The following is a 19270-nucleotide window of genomic DNA, read 5'->3' as shown; positions in this document are numbered from 1 at the left end:
CGCCATACGAAGCAGGAGTGCAGAGCCGCGGACCAGAAGAGTAATTCGCATTGCCGGCAGGACAAGCGGCAAACCAGGCAGAGCGGCCGTCAGGCGGCCAGGAATATCAAGTATTGAGCGTTTGAGTTCGCGTGCGCCGGCTGGGCACTGAACCAGCGACAGCATGGGAAGGCAGACACCACGTCCACCACATCAAGCGGGGGAGCCGATGCGAGCCTGGCGATATGTAGCGCTTTGCACGTTGCCATTCATGATCGTCGGCTGTAACACGCCTCCGATCGCACCGGGCAAGCCGGTCGATATTCCGACTGCCCTCGAGCAGGTTCTCCAGGGCCTGTGCAAATTCCGCAAAGACCAGGCCGGCCGGAAGCAGGATCTCGGCGCCGCAATCGACTCGATCACCGTGGAGCTAGACCTGACCGTCGACGGGGCGAGAAATCCGCCCGTGGCGGTCGCGCCGGATATCCAGTTCATTCCGACGGTTAGCTATGGTCAGATCATGACGGCAAACCGAGGCAGCAGACTCGTGCTTACGCTGAAAAGCACTGGCGGCGGCAGCCATGGCGGCGATTGCGATGTGACTGCGCCAGTCAAGTAGAGATCAGACAGCTGGGGCACTTCGCCGCGTTGACCCGCACAGGTTGCCCCAGCATTGCACTTCAACTTTGGGCGATGCTCTCCCACGCACCCGACTGAGCCGAGCGGAACACGGCATCGATCACCCGCATATTTGCGCGCGCATCTTCCAGCGGAATAGCTTGCGGGCCGCCACTCAGGATCGCCTCCGCGAACGTGGTGGCGGCTACGCCGTATTGATCGCACACCGGAACTTCCAGCCAGCGATCAGTCGCGACACCGTCGCTATTGTGCTCACTGATTAGCAGACGCGTTGGTCGATCGTGTGGCGCATTGAACGGAATTTCGACTTCGATTCTCCCCCTGGTGCCGTGAAATTGCATCCGCTGGTACGGATAGGTCTGAGTCGAGTAAAAGAAACTCGCCTGCACGCCATCGAAGTCCATCAGCACGGAGCCGAGCCGGTCTACCTTGAAGGCAGGATCCTGTTCCACCAGCGCTACTACGCGCCGTGGCTCACGCCCGATCGTGAAGCGCGACGTCGTGATCGGATAGCAACCAATATCGAGCAGACCGCCGCCGCCTAGCTCGCTCTTGTTGCGGATATTGTCTTCGTTCGTGTTGTGATAGGTGAAACCGCCGGTCACTGCCCGCAATTCGCCGATCGCGCCTTCGTCGATCAGGGTCCGCACCTTCAACCATTGCGGATGCGTACGAACCATGAAGGCTTCCTGGATGTATCGGCCGCTCTTGTCGCGCGCGGCAATTAGCCGTTCGACCTGTTGCGCGTCCAGGCTGATCGGCTTCTCACACAGCACGTGCTTGCCCGCCTCGACCGCTTTGATCGTCCATTCCACGTGGAGATGATTGGGCAATGGAATATAGATCGCGTCGATTTCCGGGTCCGCGAGCAGCGCCTCATAGCCGTCGTATGCGACAGCCAGACCATATTTGGCCGCGGCTTCCCGCGCCTTCTCCAGAGAGCGCGACGCGATGCCTTTCACCCGGCACTTCGGCGCGTTGTGCATGGGCACGACCACCTTGTCGTTGATCTTTGCGGCGCCCAAAATTCCCCAGACTATTTGATCCTTTGCCATGACATCCCTTTTCCGATTGCGTATCCGATGAGTCGAGCAGGCTGAGCATTCGCGTGAGTCGGCAAGTCGCGTGAGTCCGCGAACGACCAGGAGCATGCGATCGTATCAGTTTAACCGTGGCTCGTCGTCGCTAGACCTCGGTCCGCTTGAGCAGATAGTCGAGGCCGCCCACCCGATACCATCGGTATCCGAACGGCTCGAGCACCACCGTGTGACGGCCGTCATCGTCAGCGCCGCTGTGGTCGTCGGACAGTAGATTGATCAGCGAATCCCGCCCGGGTTCGTTGGAGCTGAGGCGGAATTCGACGGTACACGCCTCGGCGCGGAAGTTATGCAGAAACAGCACGGAGTTGTTGCGCCAGTGATAACCGAGCGCGAGCACATCGTTTCGCGAGGTGGGCAGCACTTCGAAGTCCCCCCAGCTGACTTCCGGCACTTCCCGGCGCATGCGAATCATCCGCTCGGTCCAGTTGAGAAACGAATCGGGATCGCGCCGCTGGTTTGCCACGTTGACCCGCTCGAACCCATAAGCCCCGCCGGAGATCGCAGGCACAGGCGGGTTCGAATGGCTCGTGAAGCCGCCTTGCGGCTCGCCCGACCATTGCATCGGCGTGCGCGCACATTGGCGCTCGGGCCGGCGCAGATCGTCCCCCATGCCGATTTCATCGCCGTATCGGAACACCGGCGTGCCCGGCAAACTCAGCATCAGGCTGTAGGCGAGTTCAAGACGGCGTCTGTCGCCCGACAGCATCGGCGCAAGTCTGCGGCGGATGCCGCGCCCATACAACTGCATGTCGGGGTCCGGGGCGAACGCGGCGAACACTGCCGCGCGCTGAGCGGGCGTCAGCCGGCCCAGATCGAGTTCGTCGTGATTGCGCAGAAATACCCCCCATTGCGCAGTCGGCGGCCGTGGTTTCGTCGCAAGCAGCGCGTCCTTCAACGGCTTCGTGTTGCCCGTCGCGAGCGTGTAGAAGGTGTTTTGATTGACGCGGAAGTTGAACATCATCGGCAAGCGCTCGCCCTCGTCACCGAAGTACTGGAGATCCGATTTGGGCAGCACGTTGGCTTCGGCCAGAATGATCGCGTCGCCTTCGCGCCACTGCAGAAACTCGCGAAACGTTCGCAACATGTCGTACTGCTCGACGGGGCGGCGCACCTTCGGGCCCTTCGTCGCGATGACGAAGGGCACCGCGTCCATGCGGAATCCGGACACGCCGAGCTGAATCCAGAAGCCCATGATCTTCAGCAACTCCGCCTGCACATGCGGATTGGAAGTATTCAGGTCCGGTTGAAAATCGTAGAAGCGATGGAAGTACCAGCGTTTTGCCCGCTTGTCGAAACTCCAGGTCGACTTCTGTACGCCCGGAAACGCCACGCCGCGTTGCGCATCGGGCGGTTTGTCGTCCGACCAGACATACCAGTCGCGATATTTCGACGCGGGATCGCTGCGTGCTTCCAGGAACCACGGATGCTGGTCGGACGTGTGATTGACGACGAGATCGATGATTACCCGCAAGCCCCGCTGGGCGCACGCATGCGTGAACTCGGCGAAATCGCCGAGCGTGCCGTACTTCGGATCGACGTTGTAATAGTCGCAAACGTCGTAACCGTTATCGCGTCCTGGCGACGGGTGGAAGGGCATCAGCCAGATCGTCGTCATGCCGAGCCCTTGCAGGTAATCGAGCCTGCGCATCAGGCCCTCGAAGTCGCCGACGCCGTCGCCATTCGCGTCCATGAAGGTGCCTACCGAAAGGCAGTAAATGATCGTGTTCTTGTACCAGAGGTCATTAAGCATAGGTTCCGCGCGGGGGCGCCTAAACAATCGATCGTGAAGAGGAATTGCAATGTCGGAGCTGGCGTGGTGGCAACGCGGTGTGATCTATCAGCTCTATCCGCGCTCGTTTCAGGACAGTAACGGCGATGGCATCGGCGATCTGTCCGGCATCAGCGCGCGCCTTGAATACGTTGCGGCGCTAGGCGTCGATGCGGTGTGGATCTCCCCGATCTATCCGTCGCCGATGGCCGACTTTGGCTATGACGTCGCGGACTACTGCAACATCGATCCGATGTTCGGCACTCTGGACGGGTTCAAGCAATTGATGGGCCACGCGCATCGGCTCGGGCTCAAGGTGCTGCTCGATTTCGTGCCGAATCATTCGTCGAACCGGCATCCGTGGTTCGAGCAAAGCCGCTCGTCGCGAGACAATCCGAAACGGGACTGGTATCTGTGGCGCGATCCCGCGCCCGATGGCGGACCGCCGAACAACTGGTTGAGCCGTATGGGCGGCTCGGCGTGGGAGTGGGACGAGGTGACGGGGCAGTACTACTATCACGCGTTTCTGCGCGAGCAGCCTGACCTGAACTGGCGGAACCCGCAAGTGCGCCGCGCGATGGACCAGGTGCTGCGTTTCTGGCTCGACCTCGGCGTCGACGGCTTCCGCGTGGACGTGCTGTGGCTGTTGATCAAGGACGCGCAGTTTCGCGACAATCCGCCCAATCCCGGCTATTTGCCGGGCGAGCCGGACCATCATCGACTGTTGCAAACTTACACCGAGGATCAGCCGGAAGTACATGAACTCGTCCGCTCGATGCGAGCCACGCTGGACGAATACGGCGAGCGCGTGCTGATCGGCGAAATCTATCTGACTGTTGCGCAACTGGTGAAGTATTACGGCGTGAACGGCGAAGGAGCGCATATGCCGTTCAATTTTCAGTTGCTCAGCGCGAGATGGAATGCGGAGAACATCGCCCGCATGATCCGCGATTACGACGTTGCGTTGCCCGAATACGCGTGGCCGAACTGGGTGCTGGGAAACCACGACAATCCGCGCGTTGCGTCGCGCGTCGGCGCGGCACAGGCACGTGTGGCCGCTGTGCTGCTGTTGACACTACGAGGCACGCCGACGCTTTACTACGGCGATGAAATCGGCATGACGGACGGCTATATCGCGTCCGATCAGATTCAGGACCCGGCGGAGCTCCGGCAACCGGGCATTTGCCAGGGACGCGATCCCGAGCGCACGCCTATGCAATGGGATGGCTCGCTGCCGAATGCGGGCTTCACGGACGGCAGACCGTGGTTGCCGATTGCGACCGCGACGAGCGTGCGCGAACAGGACGGCGATATGTCGAGCATGTTGTCGCTGTATCGGCGTTTGCTGAGCCTGCGCCGCAGCAGCGCCGCGCTCGTGCGGGGCACGATAGAGAATGTCGTTGCCGACGGCGACGTGCTGACCTATGAGCGGCGCTCCAGCAATCAATGTCTGTTCATCGCGCTGAACATGGGTGCCGAAGCTGCCACCGTGCAATCGCGCGCGGGCATGGTGCTGCTATCGACGGTGACCACGCGCATCGGTGACGCCTTCATCCAGGGCGCCAATTTGCTTGCCGCCAGCGAGGCGGTCATCGTGATCGTTGACTCTCCATCATGAACGGTAGATGACTCACCGGTTCAAAGCGCCACCTGAATGCCAAGTTCAACGACGTCTTCCGCTCGAAGCCCATAGTATTCCGCGCTGGGCGTGGAATGAAACGCCATCTGTCCGAACAGCGCCTCGCGCCAGCGCGTCATGCTGCCGTGCGAACGTCCCTTGATGACTTCATCGCGCGGCAGGAAAAACGTGGTGTGCCTGGGATCGTAGTGCCAGCCATCGAACCGACCCGCCAGCGATTCAAGCAGTCGCGGCAGGTTGGGGCGCTCGACGAACCCATGATGCGCAATGATCTCGAAGCATCCGTTGCCGAGGTCTCGCACGTCGATGCGCGTTTCGTCATCGATACGCGGCGCTGACTCCGATATGTTGGCGAAGAAAATCGTCGTCTCGTGCAGCACGCGGTTGTGGCGGATGTTGCTCCTGAATGTCGCCGGTGTCTTGCCCGATGCGTTGCCCGGATAAACCGCGGTGCCTGGCACGCGAGCCGGAGGTTCGGGACCGGCTAGCGCGTCGCGCAGGAACGCGTCGAGCGCATCGGCTTCGTTCGCATGGGTTGCGGCAATCTCGCGTCCGCGATTCCAGGTCGACATCAGCACGAAAAGAATCAGCCCGACGGCGACAGGAAACCAGCCGCCGGAAGCGATTTTCGGCACGTTCGCGGATACCAGCGTCACGTCGACGACGAGCAACGGCGCGCTCACGAGCGCCACGCCGTAGCGGGGCCAATGCCAGACGTTGCGCGACACGCTGATCATCTGGATCGTGGTGATCAGCATCGTCAGCGCGACTGCGATGCCGTACGCCGAAGTCAGGTTCGACGAGCTTCGAAACACCAGCACGAGAAACAGCACCGCCACGAACAGGATCAGGTTGACGGCGGGCGAATAGACCTGTCCGCGCCGCTCTGTTGACGTTTCGACGACCCGCAGGCGCGGCAGAAAGCCCAGTTCGATCGCCTGACTCGTCATTGAAAATGCGCCTGAAATCACCGCTTGCGAAGCGATGATCGTCGCGAGCATCGCGATGATGACGCCCGGCACGAGCGCCCACGGCGGCGCAGCGTGGAAGAACGGCTGGTGAAAAGAGCCGGGCACGAACAACAGGGTTGCTGCCTGCCCGAAGTAGCCGATGATGATCGACGGAAACACGATGGCGAAGAGCGCAATACGGATCGCGCGGCGTCCGAAGTGACCGATGTCGGCATACAGGGCCTCCGCTCCGGTCAGCGCGAGAATCACGGCGGCGAGAATCGTGAATGCGATGCGGGGATGGCCGATCATCAGCGATACGGCCCATCGCGGCGATAGCGCATGCAACACGACGGGATGTTGCGCGACCCGATAGAGCCCGACCGAGGCAAGAGACAGAAACCACACGGCCATCACGGGACCGAATGCGCGCCCGACCACCGAGCTGCCACGTCGCTGAAACGAGAAGAGCGCGATCAGGATGGCTGCCGCGATCGGCACGACCCATGGATCGAAAGATGGACTGATCTCGCTCAGTCCCTCGACGGCCGACAGTACGGATACGGCCGGCGTTACCATCGAATCGCCATAGAACATCGCGGCGCCGAAGAGTCCCGCGAGCAGCAGCGCACGCGGCACCCGCCGCCCTTCGTCCTCATAGCCCGAGCGGACCAGCGCCGTCAGTGCGATGATGCCGCCTTCGCCTTCATTGTCGGCGGCCATCACGTACCACGCGTACTTGAGTATGACGACGATGACGACGGCCCACACGATCATCGACAGCGTGCCCATCACGACCTGCACGTCGATCGAACCGGTTTCGATGGCGGCTTGGCGCAACGCGTAGATGGGACTCGTGCCGATGTCGCCGAATACGACACCCAGTGCGCCTAGCACGAGCGTGCCGCCGCCGCGCTGGCGGCGAGACGACGAATCGTCGCTTTGCTCCCTCTTTTGCTCAGGCATTTTTTTTACACGAAGGTTGTGCGATGCCGTACGAGCAATTTGTGGGCCGAAGTGCAATCCGTCGGCCGCGCTCGACCGTAGAAGCCGATCATGCAGCGCTCAGGGGCGCGGCGCTGTCAGTCTCGTCCATCGCCGAAACGGCGCTACGGATGCGCGCGGCAATTCGCGCGTCGAGCGGGGTGTAGACGAGCATGCTCAGCTCTGGCCGGCCATCGACGGCGAACAGCGAATATTCCATTTCGATGGTTCCGAACGCAGGATGCAGCAGGCGCTTAACGTGCTGGGCTTCGCTGTGGCCGAATACCTGGTTTTCGCGCCACATGCGTTCGAAGTCGGGGCTCTTGCGACACAGATCGTCGACCAGATCGCCCACCTCCGAAGCGATCCCCGCGCGTGCGACGTCCGCGCGGAACGTCCCCACCACGGAGCGGGCGACGCTCTCCCAGTCATGCTGTTTTGCGCGGGCGTCGGGATTGCCGAACAGGAAGCGCAGGATGTTGCGCTGGCCCGGCGGCAGCGCGCTGTAGTCGGTCAACACGACGGCTGCCGCGCGATTCCATGCGACCACGTCCCACGTCGCGGTCTTGATGATCGACGGGCTCGCCTCGAGCGAATCGAGCACGCGCTGCAAGCGCGGGTCCACTGCGTCGGTGGAGCGGTAGCGGACTTCCGGGGGGCGCCCGAGGCCCAGCATGAACAGATGTTCGCGCTCCGCGTTGGTCAGCATCAGCGCCGCGCAGATGCGCTCCAGCACCGCGGCGGACGGCGCGCCGCCGCGGCCCTGCTCGAGCCAGGTATACCAGGTCGAACTGATATTCGCGCGCTGCGCGACTTCTTCCCGGCGCAAGCCGGGCGTACGCCGGCGGCCCGAGAAACCGAAGCTGGCCGGGTCGAGCCGCGTGCGGCGGCTGCGCAGAAAGTCTCCGAGGGATTGGGCGGTGTTCACTGGACGAATAACCTGTTAGTCGCTTTACCGGGATAAGCTCACTACTTCAATAGCATAGCGAATGATCGCATAGTGCGTCGGTGGCTATTCTGGAGACTTGACCATGCGAATCTTTCTGACAGGCGCAACCGGGTTTATCGGCTCGGCTTTGGTGCCCGAACTTATCGAAGCCGGGCATCACGTGATCGGCATGACCCGCTCCGATCAGGGCGCGCAGGCGCTCGTCGCAGCGGGCGCGGAGGTGCATCGCGGCACGCTCGAAGACACCGACAGCCTGCGCAGCGGCGCCGCGAAGGCCGACGCCGTCATACATCTTGCTTTCGATCACGACTTCTCGCACTTCGTGGAGAACTGCGACAAGGACAAGCGTGCGATCGCAGCACTTGGCGCGGCGCTGGCGGGCTCGGATCGGCCGCTTCTGATCACTTCAGGCACGGGCGTCGGCAGCCGGGACAACGGGCAGCCGGCCGTCGAGGACGTGTTCAACACCAATCACCCGAACCCGCGCATCGGCTCCGAGCTGGCCGGCAATGCACTGCTGAAGGACGGAGTCAACGTGTCGGTAATGCGCTTGCCACAAGTGCATAACCCATACAGGCAAGGCCTCATCACGCCGCTCATCCAGATCGCTGGGGACAAAGGCGTGTGCGCGTATGTGGAGGAAGGACGTAATCGCTGGCCGGCGGGGCATCTGTCGGATGTCGTGCGGCTGTACCGGCTTGCGATCGAGAAGGCCGAACGCGGTGCGCGCTATCACGCGGTCGGCGAAGAGGGTGTTAGTGCACGAGAGATCGCCGAAGCGCTGGGGCGCGGCCTGAAGTTGCCGGTCGTCTCGATCGCGCGGGGCGAAGCGCAGGCGTACTTCGGATGGATGGCCATGTTCGCCGCGCTCGATATGCCGGCATCGAGCGCGCAGACGCAGGCGCGTTTGGGCTGGCGGCCGACCGGTCCCACGCTACTGTCGGATCTGAACGAAGCGCGCTACGTTCCATCATAGATGTTTCAATATGCCGCTCGCGAGCCTGCGCAGTTCGTCGAACTGTGTGACGAGTTGGAGGCACAGAATAAAGGCTAGCGTCGCAGCGGGCGCCGGGTGGCGGTCCATCCATCGCAGCACCGGCGTCGCGTAGCGCGTGCGGATCGCGTCGCGCGTCATGATCAAGGTGATCGTGATCCCCACCGCGGCGCCCACCAGCAAATCGGTCGGATAGTGAAAGCCGAGATAGGCGCGCGGAAGGCAAATGAACAGCGCGGTATAGAGAAGCGCCAGCACGCCGATACCCCGCCACACGAGGAAAATGCCGGTGGCGACCGCCATCCATAGCATCGCGTGATCGCTCGGGAAGGAACTCCAGTTGGTCAGCACTGCGTCCTTGATATCGCCGCTGGCGAAGCTCAGATGCAGTTCGGGGTCATAGACGGGGCGCACCCTGAACGGCAACCAGTGAGTCAGCACTCTTCCGACGAAGAGCGCCGCGAGGCCGCTGACAACCGTCGCGAGAACCATTTCTCGCCGCCATTCGCGGCATTCGTCTTGCTGAAACCACATCCACCACAGCACGGGAACGAGTACGAGACCTTTGAAGGTGTACAGGTTGTCGATGGCTTGTATGGATAGCGTCGCGAAATGACTGAAATGTATGTTGGATAGATATGTTTCGATGGATAAATCGAAGCTATTCATTATTTTCCAAAGAAATTGGGGCAGTCGCGGATGACTATCAGCATAATTCATCGCACGCACGGCATTTTTTGGCGCTTACCTTCACTGACAATTTTTACTGCGCAATTTCATCGCTAACTTTCGGTGACCCGGCGATCGCTCATCACAATGCGGAATACGGGTTGGAATCGCTCTGTCGGAAGTTGTTTCCGTAGCAGCGCCAGGCGCAGCGATGACCGATAGTCGGATTCTTTCAAGGAGGCCATCATGAAACTGGTCGACTGGAATATTCAGTGGGGCTGCGGCGTCGACGGCCGCGTCGACCTCGGCCGGATCGTGCGGGAAGCACGCGCGTTGTGCGACTTCGACGTGCTGTGTCTGCAGGAAGTCACCCGCGGCTTTAATGAAGCACCGGCTGCAGGCGGATTGAAAGGCGCGCCGTCGTCCGATCAGTTCGCCGAACTTGCCGCTCTGCTTCCGGAAATGACCGTGCTCGATGCGATCGGCTCCGATCTGCCGTCGCTGGGCGCGAGCCGTCATCGGCGGCAGTTCGGTAATGCCATCGTGACCCGCTTACCGGTTCGTCAGGTGCTGCGCCATTCGCTGCCGTGGCCTGCCGATCCCGCCAAGCCGTCGATGCTGCGCGTCGCGCTCGAAGCGGTGCTCGAAGCCGACGTCGGTCCGATTCGTGTCATCAGCACGCACCTCGAGTTCTATTCGGAGAAACAGCGGCTCGCGCAAGTGGCGAGACTGCGCGAGTTGCATCAGGAAGCATGCAATCACGCGCACTTTCCCGCGCGTGGTGAAAAGCCGGACAGCCCGTTTGCCGATACGGCGCGTCCGCTCAGCGCGGTTGTCTGCGGGGACTTCAACAGCGCGTTCGAAGACACCGCGTTTTGCCGGATGCTCGAACCGATCGCCGACGCGCCGACCTTCGTCGATGCGTGGGCCCGCGCGCACCCCGGCGAGCCGCGGGCTGCGACGGTCGGCCTATACGATCACGAGCAATGGCCCGACGGACCATTCGCGTGCGATTTCGTTTTCGTCACGCAAGACCTGGGCACACGCATTGCGTCGTGCGATGTCGATCCGCACAGCCGCTCGTCCGATCATCAGCCGATGTGGCTGGAACTGCGTTGAAACTTCCGCGGGAATGCTTAAGGCTCTGTTAAGAGTTGTTCTGCGATGGTTGAGCCTATGTTCAAGCTACCAGAATAGTGAGCACCTCACATGAATAGCAGCCAATCGGAAATTCGCGCGCATGCAGTCAGCAAAGTCCCTCAGATCACGCTGGGCTTCTGGATCATCAAAATCGCCGCCACGACACTTGGTGAAACGGGCGGCGATTGGGTGACCATGTCGCTCAAATTGGGTTATCTGATCGGCACCGGGATCTTTGCAGTTATTTTTATTGCGCTGGTCGCAGGGCAGATCAGGGCGGAGCGGTTCAATGCCACGCTTTATTGGGCGACCATCGTCGCAACGACCACGCTCGGTACCACGCTGGCCGACTTCTTCGATCGATCCGTGGGAGTTGGCTATCCTGGCGGTGTCATGATCGTCTTCGCGCTTCTGCTTGCGAGCCTGGGCATCTGGTACAAATCGGAAGGTACGGTGTCAGTGCAGAGCGTAACCACGCCGAGAGCCGAGTGGTTCTATTGGGTGACGATCCTCTTTTCGCAGACACTGGGTACGGCGTTGGGCGATTGGGTGGCGGGATCGGACGAAGGCGGACTGGGGCTTGGCTATGAGAACGGCGCTTTGATCTTCGGTGCGGGTCTGCTGATCGTCGGCGCGCTGTATTACTGGTCGCGGCTGTCGCGGACCGCCATTTTCTGGGCAGCGTTCATCCTGACCCGTCCGCTCGGCGCGACCTTGGGAGATCTGCTCGACAAACCCGTTTCTCAAGGTGGGCTCGAGATCAGCCGACTCTATGCATCGGTGATTCTGGTTTCGTTCATGGCCCTGTGCGTGATTTTTTTGCCGCAGCGTCCTGCTGGGCGAGCGATGCGGTAGTAGAGCGAAGAGGCTACGACCAGGAAGAACCCGTTCCTGAGCATGTGGCTAAGCGGCGCCAATACCATCGCCAACTCGGCGCGGGTACGAACGACGGCGGCGGCCAAACGCGCGGCCTCCGCGTTTTGGAGCGCCGCACTCACGCCACCGAAGCCGAAGAAAAGAAGAAAAGCACGGCGCTGAGTTGACTCGTCCGCTGCCGGACGAGTTCGCCGCCTGACGTGAGCGATCGCACACGGGGCGTATCCAAACGTCAAAAAAGAAGGGAGCGCCATAGTCGGCGCTCCCTTCATTCATGGGCTACACGGGCAGGCTTACTTGATCGGAGTCAGATAAGAACCCGACAGGAAACGTTCCGAATTCGGAATGGTTGCCGTGTAGGCCTGAATCGCGGCTGCAAGCTGCGGGCGAATCAGGTTACGGTTGTAGTCGTAGATCGAGTAGCCGTCACCCTCGCCGTTGCTCGGATCGCCGTTACGCACGACATACCAGAACGCCTTTGCCACCGAACCGTTGTTCATCAGAATCTTCAACTGATTGAACGCGGCCGTTTGTCCGGCGTCCGTACCGTTGGTGCCATTGTTGGTCTCGGTCAGCCAGATCGGCTTCGCACCGCTGCTCACGAGGTTCGACACGGTAGTCACGAATGCCTGCACCAGCGTGTCGTACTCGGCGCTGCCGAAGTACGGGTGAACGTCGACGACGTCGATCGTGGTGTTCAACGGGCTGGAAGCACTCTTCATGTTGTTGCCCATGGCATTGATGTAGTCGGTCGCCTGGATCAGTTGGTTGCCTGCGGGCGGTAACCAGCCGTTATTCGGATACGCCGAGTTGTAGAAGTACGAGATGCCCTGAGTATGCAGAACCGTTTTGTAGCCCGACTGGCTCTTCGTGTTCAGGACCTGCTTGGTTTCCGAATAGAGCGTCTTGCTGCGATTCAGAATGTAGCCGGAGATACCGTTCGGATCGCCGTAAGACGGGTCCGAAGCCGAGAACGACCAGTTGGTCTCATTGAACAGTTCGATATCGGCCGTGAAGGGCAGAACGACGTCCATCAGCGAGCCGAGATACTTCGTGAACGTTGCGTCGCAGAAGTCGAGTCGCGGCGACGATCCGCTCGGCGGATTCTGGGTGGCCGAGCATTGGTATGCGCTAGACGGCGCGTACATGCCCACCTCGAAAAGAATCTTCATGCCGCGCGTGCGTGCGGCGTTCAAAAGCCCCTTCAGAAAGGCCACCTTATTGGGGTCCAGCGTGCTGCCGTCGGCCAGTGTCATGAAGTCCCACGAAACACCGAGGCGAACCGTACCGACGCCCAATCCGGCAATCAGATCCAGGTCTTTTGAGCATTCGTTGAGCGCCGTCTGATCCCCGCTCCAGAGATTGCAGTTCACGTCCATTGCAAAACGGTCGTTTCCGCTTCCGGTGGGCGGCGGCTGCAGCGTGGCAGTGGCGCTTGCAGTGGTCGCGGTGGTGGCTGCGGTGGATGCGGTGGACGTGTTGGACGTGTTGGACGTGGTGGCTGGCGTGGATGTGGTGGCGGCTGCGGTTGTCGATGTGGTGTTGGTGTTGCCCCAATGTGACCTGGAGAACGACTTGGAGAACGCTGGCATCGATTGCCCGCACAACAGGGCTAAAACGGTGAATAAGGAGCAGAGTCTGAATTTCATGGATTAGCTATAAATGCTACTGACGGAGAAATGGACCGAGAACGTTGGCGTTACGTTTGCCGATGACCATCAGTTCCTGAAGCGATGGCACACGTAACGCAAACACGTCGAACACGTGAGTCAACTGTCGCTGACGTCACGATTGCAAATGGTCTTGCGCGGGATATGCGGCTTTCGTATTGATCGTCGCGAAACGGCTCAATCGCCTTGTCCCGCCCGTTGCACCTGGGCGCGGTTATAAGGCTGACCGTTCGCCTGAACCGGCGGCGAACCGTTATCGGTGGGCACTACGCCGTTGCTGTACGCATTCGTAGTCGCGTTCGCGACTGCGTTGGCAGAAAGGGAGGAGCTGGCAGTCACGGACTGCGTGTTGCCATCATCGCTTGTTTCACCGCCGCAACCTGCAAGGCTCAGAATTCCTGCGGTAAATGCAAGCACTGAAACAATTTTTGCGATCTGAGGAAGTTGACGAAATGATGGCTTTAGTCTTGGAGAGAGTCTGCTGAAAGAGGACATCTGTCTATCAAGGCCCATGAACCTTGGCCGCTAAAACGAACAACGTTCGCGTGATAAGGACGTCGCCACGAATAATTACGCAACAACACGGAGTACAACTAACTAATGATCCGCTTTTGTCAAGGGCGCCCGTTGCCGGACTCGCGTCGTGCATTAATTGAATTTAATCCTCAGATTTTAATGCGATGCGCGGAAAACCGCTTTCATCCTTCAAAAAGGAAGATTCGCTGATTCGTCGCAAATTGCGAAGTTCTACTGATCGAATCAAAATCGACCTAGGTTTTCCCTGACTGATCTGACGAAACGAATGATACAGAAATGGAACAAAAATTGCCTCGGCGGTCGTAACTAAGCGTAACAACGAAATTTGTGATATGGGAGCCTATCGGTAAGGTGCCCTGCCTCCCTTCCCACGCTTATCCAGACGCGTTCCCACGCTCTCCCGATGAATTCACCCAACAGCAGGAGAACCGTTACAAAGTTGTTACCTGGCGCCTATGGACAGGGGTGGGCACCTCTTTTCTGCCAATGTCTAGTTCTTGGCGGCTGAAAACCTAATTGAATTCATTAGTATGGTTTTAGAAAGAGAGACCATCCGTCGAGGAATTTTGGTGGCGCTGCCCTGATCGCATTAAATAAATCGCGAAATGCGGATTTTCGCAACGGTTCGCCTTTGAGTTTCGAAATAAAGCGAACACCGCGAGTCAGGGCGCAGACTGACACATATCGCCAGCGAAACACTTCTCCACCTCTACCGCATTCAGTGATTCAGCGCGCAACTCGAGATCTGCAAGTCAAAGAAAGAGCTTTGCTCGGGCCTTCCAAATGCACAGTTTTTGGGTGTTCATGGTTATGTGGCCGACCTCACAAAACGCAGCAAGTCGCGGGACGGACACTGTCATTTTCATGAAGGTTCCCTGATACGCTCACCAGTACCGATGATTCGCCACCAGAGAGCGAACGTAGCCGTCGCGCGAAGTATGCGTATTTGCCGCGCGAGTAACACGCAATAAAAGATGGCGACGAATAGTTCTGAAGATCGTTACACGTTGCGGGAGATCATGTTCATGTTTCATCAACACGCGCCGAGTCGCGCGGCGTTGCGCGCGCGCGCGCCGGTCCGAAACCCGAGTCGTCGTGCGCTGCTGCGTGGCGTATCGGCGGCGGCGTTAGCCGGCATTTCCTTTCCGCTATATGCGCAGCACGCAAGCGTGGGACTCGTCACGCCGCCTATTCGTCTCGACGACTACTGGGTGATCGATCAAAGCGGCCAGAAGCAGCTGCTAACCGACCTGTTGCATCGGAAAGTAACTGCGTTGCAGACGATTTACACAGGATGCAGTTCAGTTTGTCCTTTGCAAGGTGCGCTGTTCAGCACCGTTCAGCAACGGATATCGCAGTTGCAGCATCGCTATCCCGTTCAGTTGGTGTCGATTGGAATCGATCCGCTTTCCGACTCGCCGCCCGCGCTGCACGCATGGCTCAAGCGCTTCCAGGCCGGACCCGAATGGCGGGCGGCCACGCCGACGTTGCAGGACGTCGATCGGATGCGCACAGCGCTTTCGGGCAGCACCTTGCCACTCGGCAACATTGCCGATCACTCGACCCAAATCTACTGCTTCGACGCTAACGGAATGTTGCGCTGGCGAAGCGATGACCTGCCCCGCGCGGATCAAGTTTGCGAGGTACTGGGCGCATTAGGGCGTGTGTAATCTATTGGACTGAGAACATGTCACAAACAAGATCGCGTAGGATCACCTCGCAATTATTCGGCAAGTGCGTGAAAGCATTGCTGCTAATTGCATTCTTGCCGGTGCTTTCAATGTTCTCCGCGACGGCGGACGCGCAGACATCGAGCACGATCACCATTAACGGCACGAGCTTGTGCGCCGATGTGAGCGCCATATCGACAACGCCTGGCGCCTCGGTCATCGAGTGGACCTGCAATGGTCAGAATAACGAGCTTTGGACAGTGACGCAGAACAACGGGCTTTATCAGTTCGTCAACGTCAACAGCAATCTTTGCCTCGACATCTATGGGGTAAGCACGGACGCGGGTGCTGGGGCGGACCAGTGGAACTGCAACGGCCAGCCGAATCAAAGCTTTCAGCTGATACCGCAAGGTGGCGGCTTTGCAATCGTTGCGTCGCAGAGTAACTTGTGTCTGGCGATTGCGGGTCTCACCGCGCAGGGCTCGCAGATCACGCAGCAGCCTTGCAGCGGCGGCCCGCTGCAGACGTGGCAGATCAGCGGCATGACCGCGAAAACATTGCCGGCGAAGTGGACGACACCCTATAACCTGTCGATCGTGCCGGCTGCTGCGGCGAATCTCCCCGATGGAACGGTGGTACTGTGGTCCGCTGACCAGAAGCTGAACTTTACGGCTGGCGAAGTCACCCCCGGCAACACGTACACCGCAATCTTCAACCCGACGACCGGCACCAGCAAACAGGTCTATGTGACGAATACCGGCCACGATATGTTCTGTCCTGGCATCGTCAATCTTCCGGATGGTCGTATTTACGTCACCGGTGGTTCGAGCAGCGACGAGACGAGCTTCTACACGCCTTCCACTGGACAATGGTCGTCAGGTCCTCTAATGAAGATTGCGCGCGCCTATCAGGGCAGCGTAACGTTGAGCAATGGCAACGTATTCCAGGTGGGTGGTTCGTGGAACGGAGGCGAAGGCGGCAAGACCGGCGAAACCTGGTCACCGAGTACGGGTTGGCAGGTCAACAGCGCCATTCTCGCCGACTACATCCTCACGAATGACGCGGCTGGCATTTTCCGCTCCGACAATCATGCATGGCTATTTGCGGTGGCAAATGGGCGAGTCTTCCACGCCGGTCCGAGCGTTGCCATGCACTGGTTCGATACCGCCGGCGCGGGCAACGTGACGCCTGCCGGCAACCGGGGCAGCGATACCGATGCGATGAACGGCAACGCCGTTATGTACGATATTGGCAAGATCCTGGCTGTAGGCGGTGCGACGAGCTACGAGTATGCCAATGCGACTGCGAACGCCACGCTAATCGACATCAGTAGCGGCACCGCGGTGACGCAAACGCTTACGCCGATGAATTACCGCCGCGCCTTTAACACCAGCGTGGTCTTGCCGAACGGTCAGGTGGTGGTCTTAGGTGGAGAGGCGTACCCGGTAACGTTTTCGGACGACACCTCCGTGCTGGCGCCAGAGTTGTGGGACCCTACCACCAAGACTTTCTCGGTGCTCCCGCCGCAAGCCGTGCCGCGTAACTATCACAGCATCGGACTGCTGTTGCCGGACGGTCGCGTACTGAGCGGCGGCGGTGGACTGTGCGGAAGTTGCTCGACAAATCACACGAACCTCGAAATACTGACCCCGCCGTACCTGCTGAACGCGGACGGCTCGGCGGCAACCCGACCGACCCTCACAGCCGCGCCGACCACAGCACAGCTCGGGACATCGATCGCCGTAACGGGCAGCAGTGGCATCACGGCCTTTGCGTTGATGCGCATGTCTTCGTCGACCCACGCGGTCAACAACGAGCAGCGTCGGGTACCCGTGACTTTCACGGTAGGAACGGCGGGTGAATATCTGATCAATATTCCTTCCGATCCGGGTGTCGTGGTGCCCGGCTACTACATGCTGTTTGGCCTGAACGCGAAGGGCGTGCCGAGCGTTTCGCGCACGGTGCAGATCCAGTGATGGCACTACTGTCACGGCGAACCGCGGCGCGTGTGGCGCTGATGCTTGGGTTGGCGGGCATCACGCATGTTGCGCACGCCGCGCCGCTTTGCGAGCCGAAGGATCTCGGGTGCGCGATCTTCAACGGGCAGCGTTCGGTCGCGGCGCAATTGCGCGACGACGATCATCTGCTGCCCGGCTCGACTACCCGTTGCGCGAACTGCCATTCGCAAACCGGCGCGGCCGACGCATTCGCACCACCGTTGACCGCCGGCACCCTGTTTCCTGCGAAGAGTCGAAGGGACGGTCCGGCGAGCAGTTACGATCAGGCAACGTTCTGCAGGGCGCTGAGGGAAGGCATCGACCCAGCCAACGTGTTGTTGCGCAAAGCCATGCCTCACTACCGGATATCCGATACCGAGTGTGCGGCGCTCTGGCATTTCGTGACCAGGCCCTAGCACGTTGGGCTGAAAAGTGACAACGTGCGGCAGCGTACGGAGGTGCGGCAAGCCGTCAGATAGGCTGCGATTGCGTCTGATATGAATAACTCGATGTCTGTCTGCCGGCGCAATATATCCGATGCCGAAAAATTAGAAGTCTGCGCCAGGTCCGGCGGAAGCTGTATAGACGATAAGACGATTTGATTCGAGCAGGCGGCGGGTCCGTATCGCCTGCACCTTAAATCCAGCTTCCACCCTTTTCGTACACCCGCCCTGGGGTTTCGATGAACCAGAACTCTCTCCTTACGAATGCCGCTGTGGTTCGCAATAACGATGTGAGTCTCTCACGTTATTTCGACGTACTGATGGCTAACCGCTGGCTGGTCGGTGGAATCGCCGGCAGCGTGCTCGCCCTGGGCGTGGCATACGCGTTTATCGCGCCGTCGGTGTACCAGGCCGATATTCTCGTGCAGGTGGAAGACAGCATCCCGACCAACAATTCAAGGAGTCCTCTGGGCGACGTCTCGAGCATGTTCGACGTCAAGACAGAGGCGACGGCCGAGATGGAAATCATTCAGTCGAGAATGGTGGTCGGCAAGGCCGTCGACGATCTGCGCCTCGATATCAGCGCAAAGCCAAAGCGCTTTCCGTTGATCGGCGACTGGCTGGGGCGGCAGGCCAAAAGTCTTTCCTCGCCTGGTCTGTTTGGATTTGGCGGATATGCGTGGGGCAACGAATCGGTCAAGGTGTCCAGCTTCAACGTTCCGGAAGCATTCGAAGGCGAGAAGTTCGTGCTGACCGTTCTGGAGGACGGGCGCTACCGGCTGGAGCAGTCGGATCTGAGCGAGCCGGTCGAGGGCCGTGTGGGCGCAACGCTCGACACGACACTGCCTGAAGGGGCGATCACGCTGCGGGTCGATGCGCTGAACGCGAGGCCGGGCACGCAGTTCATTCTGGAGAGGCAGTCGCGCGAAAAGACGGTGGAGAACCTGCAGAACAGGCTGACCGTGTCGCAGAAGGGCAAGGACAGCGGCATCATCGGCGCGTCGCTGACGGGCTCCGAGCGGATGCTGACGGCCAGCACGCTTGCCGAAATCGGCAATGCGTATGTCGACCAGAATCTGAAGCGCAAGGCGGCGGAAGCCGAGAGGTCGCTCGAGTTCCTGAGCGCACAGCTGCCGCAACTCAAGAGCGACCTGGAGCGCGCCGAGGGGCGCTATAACGACATGCGCAACCGCATGGGCGTGTTCAACCTCAGTGAGCAGGGCAAGGCCTATCTGGATCAGAGCGTGGCCACGCAGCGCAGCCTGC

17 protein-coding genes are annotated in these 19270 nt (G+C 60.1%); 10 read left to right on the top strand and 7 right to left on the bottom strand.

The features are described 5' to 3' along the window. Positions 1-250 precede the first annotated feature (250 nt). Complete coding sequence (locus AB3X94_RS34865) at positions 251-598, top strand: hypothetical protein (RefSeq protein WP_368613895.1); 348 nt, start codon at positions 251-253, stop codon at positions 596-598. A gap of 61 nt (positions 599-659) precedes the next feature. Here AB3X94_RS34865 and AB3X94_RS34860 read toward each other — a convergent pair whose 3' ends face one another. Both AB3X94_RS34860 and AB3X94_RS34855 read right to left on the bottom strand, forming a co-directional pair. Further along, positions 660-1673, bottom strand: coding sequence for a Gfo/Idh/MocA family protein (locus AB3X94_RS34860; RefSeq protein ID WP_368613894.1), 1014 nt, complete (start codon positions 1671-1673; stop codon positions 660-662). Positions 1674-1803: 130 nt separating this feature from the next. Next, positions 1804-3468: an alpha-amylase family protein gene (locus AB3X94_RS34855; protein ID WP_368613893.1), complete on the bottom strand. Its 1665-nt coding sequence runs from the start codon at positions 3466-3468 to the stop codon at positions 1804-1806. A gap of 49 nt (positions 3469-3517) precedes the next feature. Here AB3X94_RS34855 and AB3X94_RS34850 point away from each other — a divergent pair, with 49 nt between their 5' ends. Then, positions 3518-5104 (top strand): alpha-amylase family glycosyl hydrolase, encoded by a 1587-nt coding sequence (locus AB3X94_RS34850; protein WP_368613892.1) that lies wholly within the window; start codon positions 3518-3520, stop codon positions 5102-5104. A 20-nt stretch (positions 5105-5124) separates the two neighbouring features. On the opposite strand, the gene AB3X94_RS34845 is transcribed toward AB3X94_RS34850, so the two are convergent. Both AB3X94_RS34845 and AB3X94_RS34840 read right to left on the bottom strand, forming a co-directional pair. Further along, a complete protein-coding gene (locus AB3X94_RS34845; RefSeq protein ID WP_368613891.1) occupies positions 5125-7041 on the bottom strand; it encodes a potassium transporter Kup in 1917 nt (638 codons plus the stop codon). Positions 7042-7129: 88 nt separating this feature from the next. Beyond that, the gene (locus tag AB3X94_RS34840) at positions 7130-7987 is read right to left on the bottom strand and encodes a helix-turn-helix transcriptional regulator (RefSeq protein WP_368613890.1); all 858 of its coding nucleotides are present in this window, start codon (positions 7985-7987) and stop codon (positions 7130-7132) included. A 103-nt stretch (positions 7988-8090) separates the two neighbouring features. Here AB3X94_RS34840 and AB3X94_RS34835 point away from each other — a divergent pair, with 103 nt between their 5' ends. Beyond that, entirely contained in the window at positions 8091-8984 is an 894-nt protein-coding gene (locus AB3X94_RS34835; protein ID WP_368613889.1) for an SDR family oxidoreductase, read from the top strand. On the opposite strand, the gene AB3X94_RS34830 is transcribed toward AB3X94_RS34835, so the two are convergent. After that, on the bottom strand, positions 8979-9671 hold the full coding sequence (locus AB3X94_RS34830) for a phosphatase PAP2 family protein (protein WP_176112016.1): 693 nt from the start codon (positions 9669-9671) through the stop codon (positions 8979-8981). The two genes, AB3X94_RS34835 and AB3X94_RS34830, sit on opposite strands and share 6 nt — an antisense overlap. Before the next feature lie 246 nt (positions 9672-9917). On the opposite strand from AB3X94_RS34830, the gene AB3X94_RS34825 reads away from it, so the two are divergent. Further along, positions 9918-10790 (top strand): endonuclease/exonuclease/phosphatase family protein, encoded by an 873-nt coding sequence (locus AB3X94_RS34825; protein ID WP_176111780.1) that lies wholly within the window; start codon positions 9918-9920, stop codon positions 10788-10790. 90 nt (positions 10791-10880) lie between these two features. Further along, positions 10881-11666 (top strand): hypothetical protein, encoded by a 786-nt coding sequence (locus AB3X94_RS34820; protein WP_176123601.1) that lies wholly within the window; start codon positions 10881-10883, stop codon positions 11664-11666. A 314-nt stretch (positions 11667-11980) separates the two neighbouring features. Here the strand turns inward: AB3X94_RS34820 and AB3X94_RS34815 are convergent, their stop codons facing one another. Continuing rightward, positions 11981-13066 carry a glycosyl hydrolase gene (locus AB3X94_RS34815; protein ID WP_368613888.1) on the bottom strand — a complete coding sequence of 362 codons (1086 nt, stop codon included), beginning with the start codon at positions 13064-13066 and terminating at the stop codon, positions 11981-11983. A 43-nt stretch (positions 13067-13109) separates the two neighbouring features. Between AB3X94_RS34815 and AB3X94_RS34810 the strand changes: the two genes are divergently transcribed. Next, complete coding sequence (locus tag AB3X94_RS34810; protein WP_368613887.1) at positions 13110-13343, top strand: hypothetical protein; 234 nt, start codon at positions 13110-13112, stop codon at positions 13341-13343. 191 nt (positions 13344-13534) lie between these two features. Here the strand turns inward: AB3X94_RS34810 and AB3X94_RS34805 are convergent, their stop codons facing one another. Further along, entirely contained in the window at positions 13535-13852 is a 318-nt protein-coding gene (locus AB3X94_RS34805; protein ID WP_368613886.1) for a hypothetical protein, read from the bottom strand. A gap of 1067 nt (positions 13853-14919) precedes the next feature. Between AB3X94_RS34805 and AB3X94_RS34800 the strand changes: the two genes are divergently transcribed. From AB3X94_RS34800 to AB3X94_RS34785, 4 genes are all read left to right on the top strand, one after another. After that, positions 14920-15564, top strand: a complete 645-nt coding sequence (locus AB3X94_RS34800; RefSeq protein ID WP_176111786.1) for an SCO family protein — start codon at positions 14920-14922, stop codon at positions 15562-15564. A gap of 17 nt (positions 15565-15581) precedes the next feature. After that, positions 15582-17540: an RICIN domain-containing protein gene (locus AB3X94_RS34795; protein ID WP_176111787.1), complete on the top strand. Its 1959-nt coding sequence runs from the start codon at positions 15582-15584 to the stop codon at positions 17538-17540. Continuing rightward, positions 17540-17977, top strand: a complete 438-nt coding sequence (locus AB3X94_RS34790) for a hypothetical protein (protein ID WP_368613885.1) — start codon at positions 17540-17542, stop codon at positions 17975-17977. Before AB3X94_RS34795 ends, AB3X94_RS34790 begins: the two co-directional genes overlap by 1 nt. A gap of 266 nt (positions 17978-18243) precedes the next feature. Continuing rightward, on the top strand, positions 18244-19270 hold a 1027-nt coding region (locus AB3X94_RS34785; protein ID WP_368613884.1), incomplete at its 3' end, for a Wzz/FepE/Etk N-terminal domain-containing protein.

Origin of the sequence: Paraburkholderia sp. BR10923, assembly GCF_040948765.1 — a bacterium.
Classification (GTDB): Bacteria; Pseudomonadota; Gammaproteobacteria; order Burkholderiales; family Burkholderiaceae; genus Paraburkholderia; species Paraburkholderia youngii.
The sequence above is the reverse complement of the archived record's forward strand: the minus strand, read 5'-3'. Positions and strand labels throughout refer to the sequence as shown.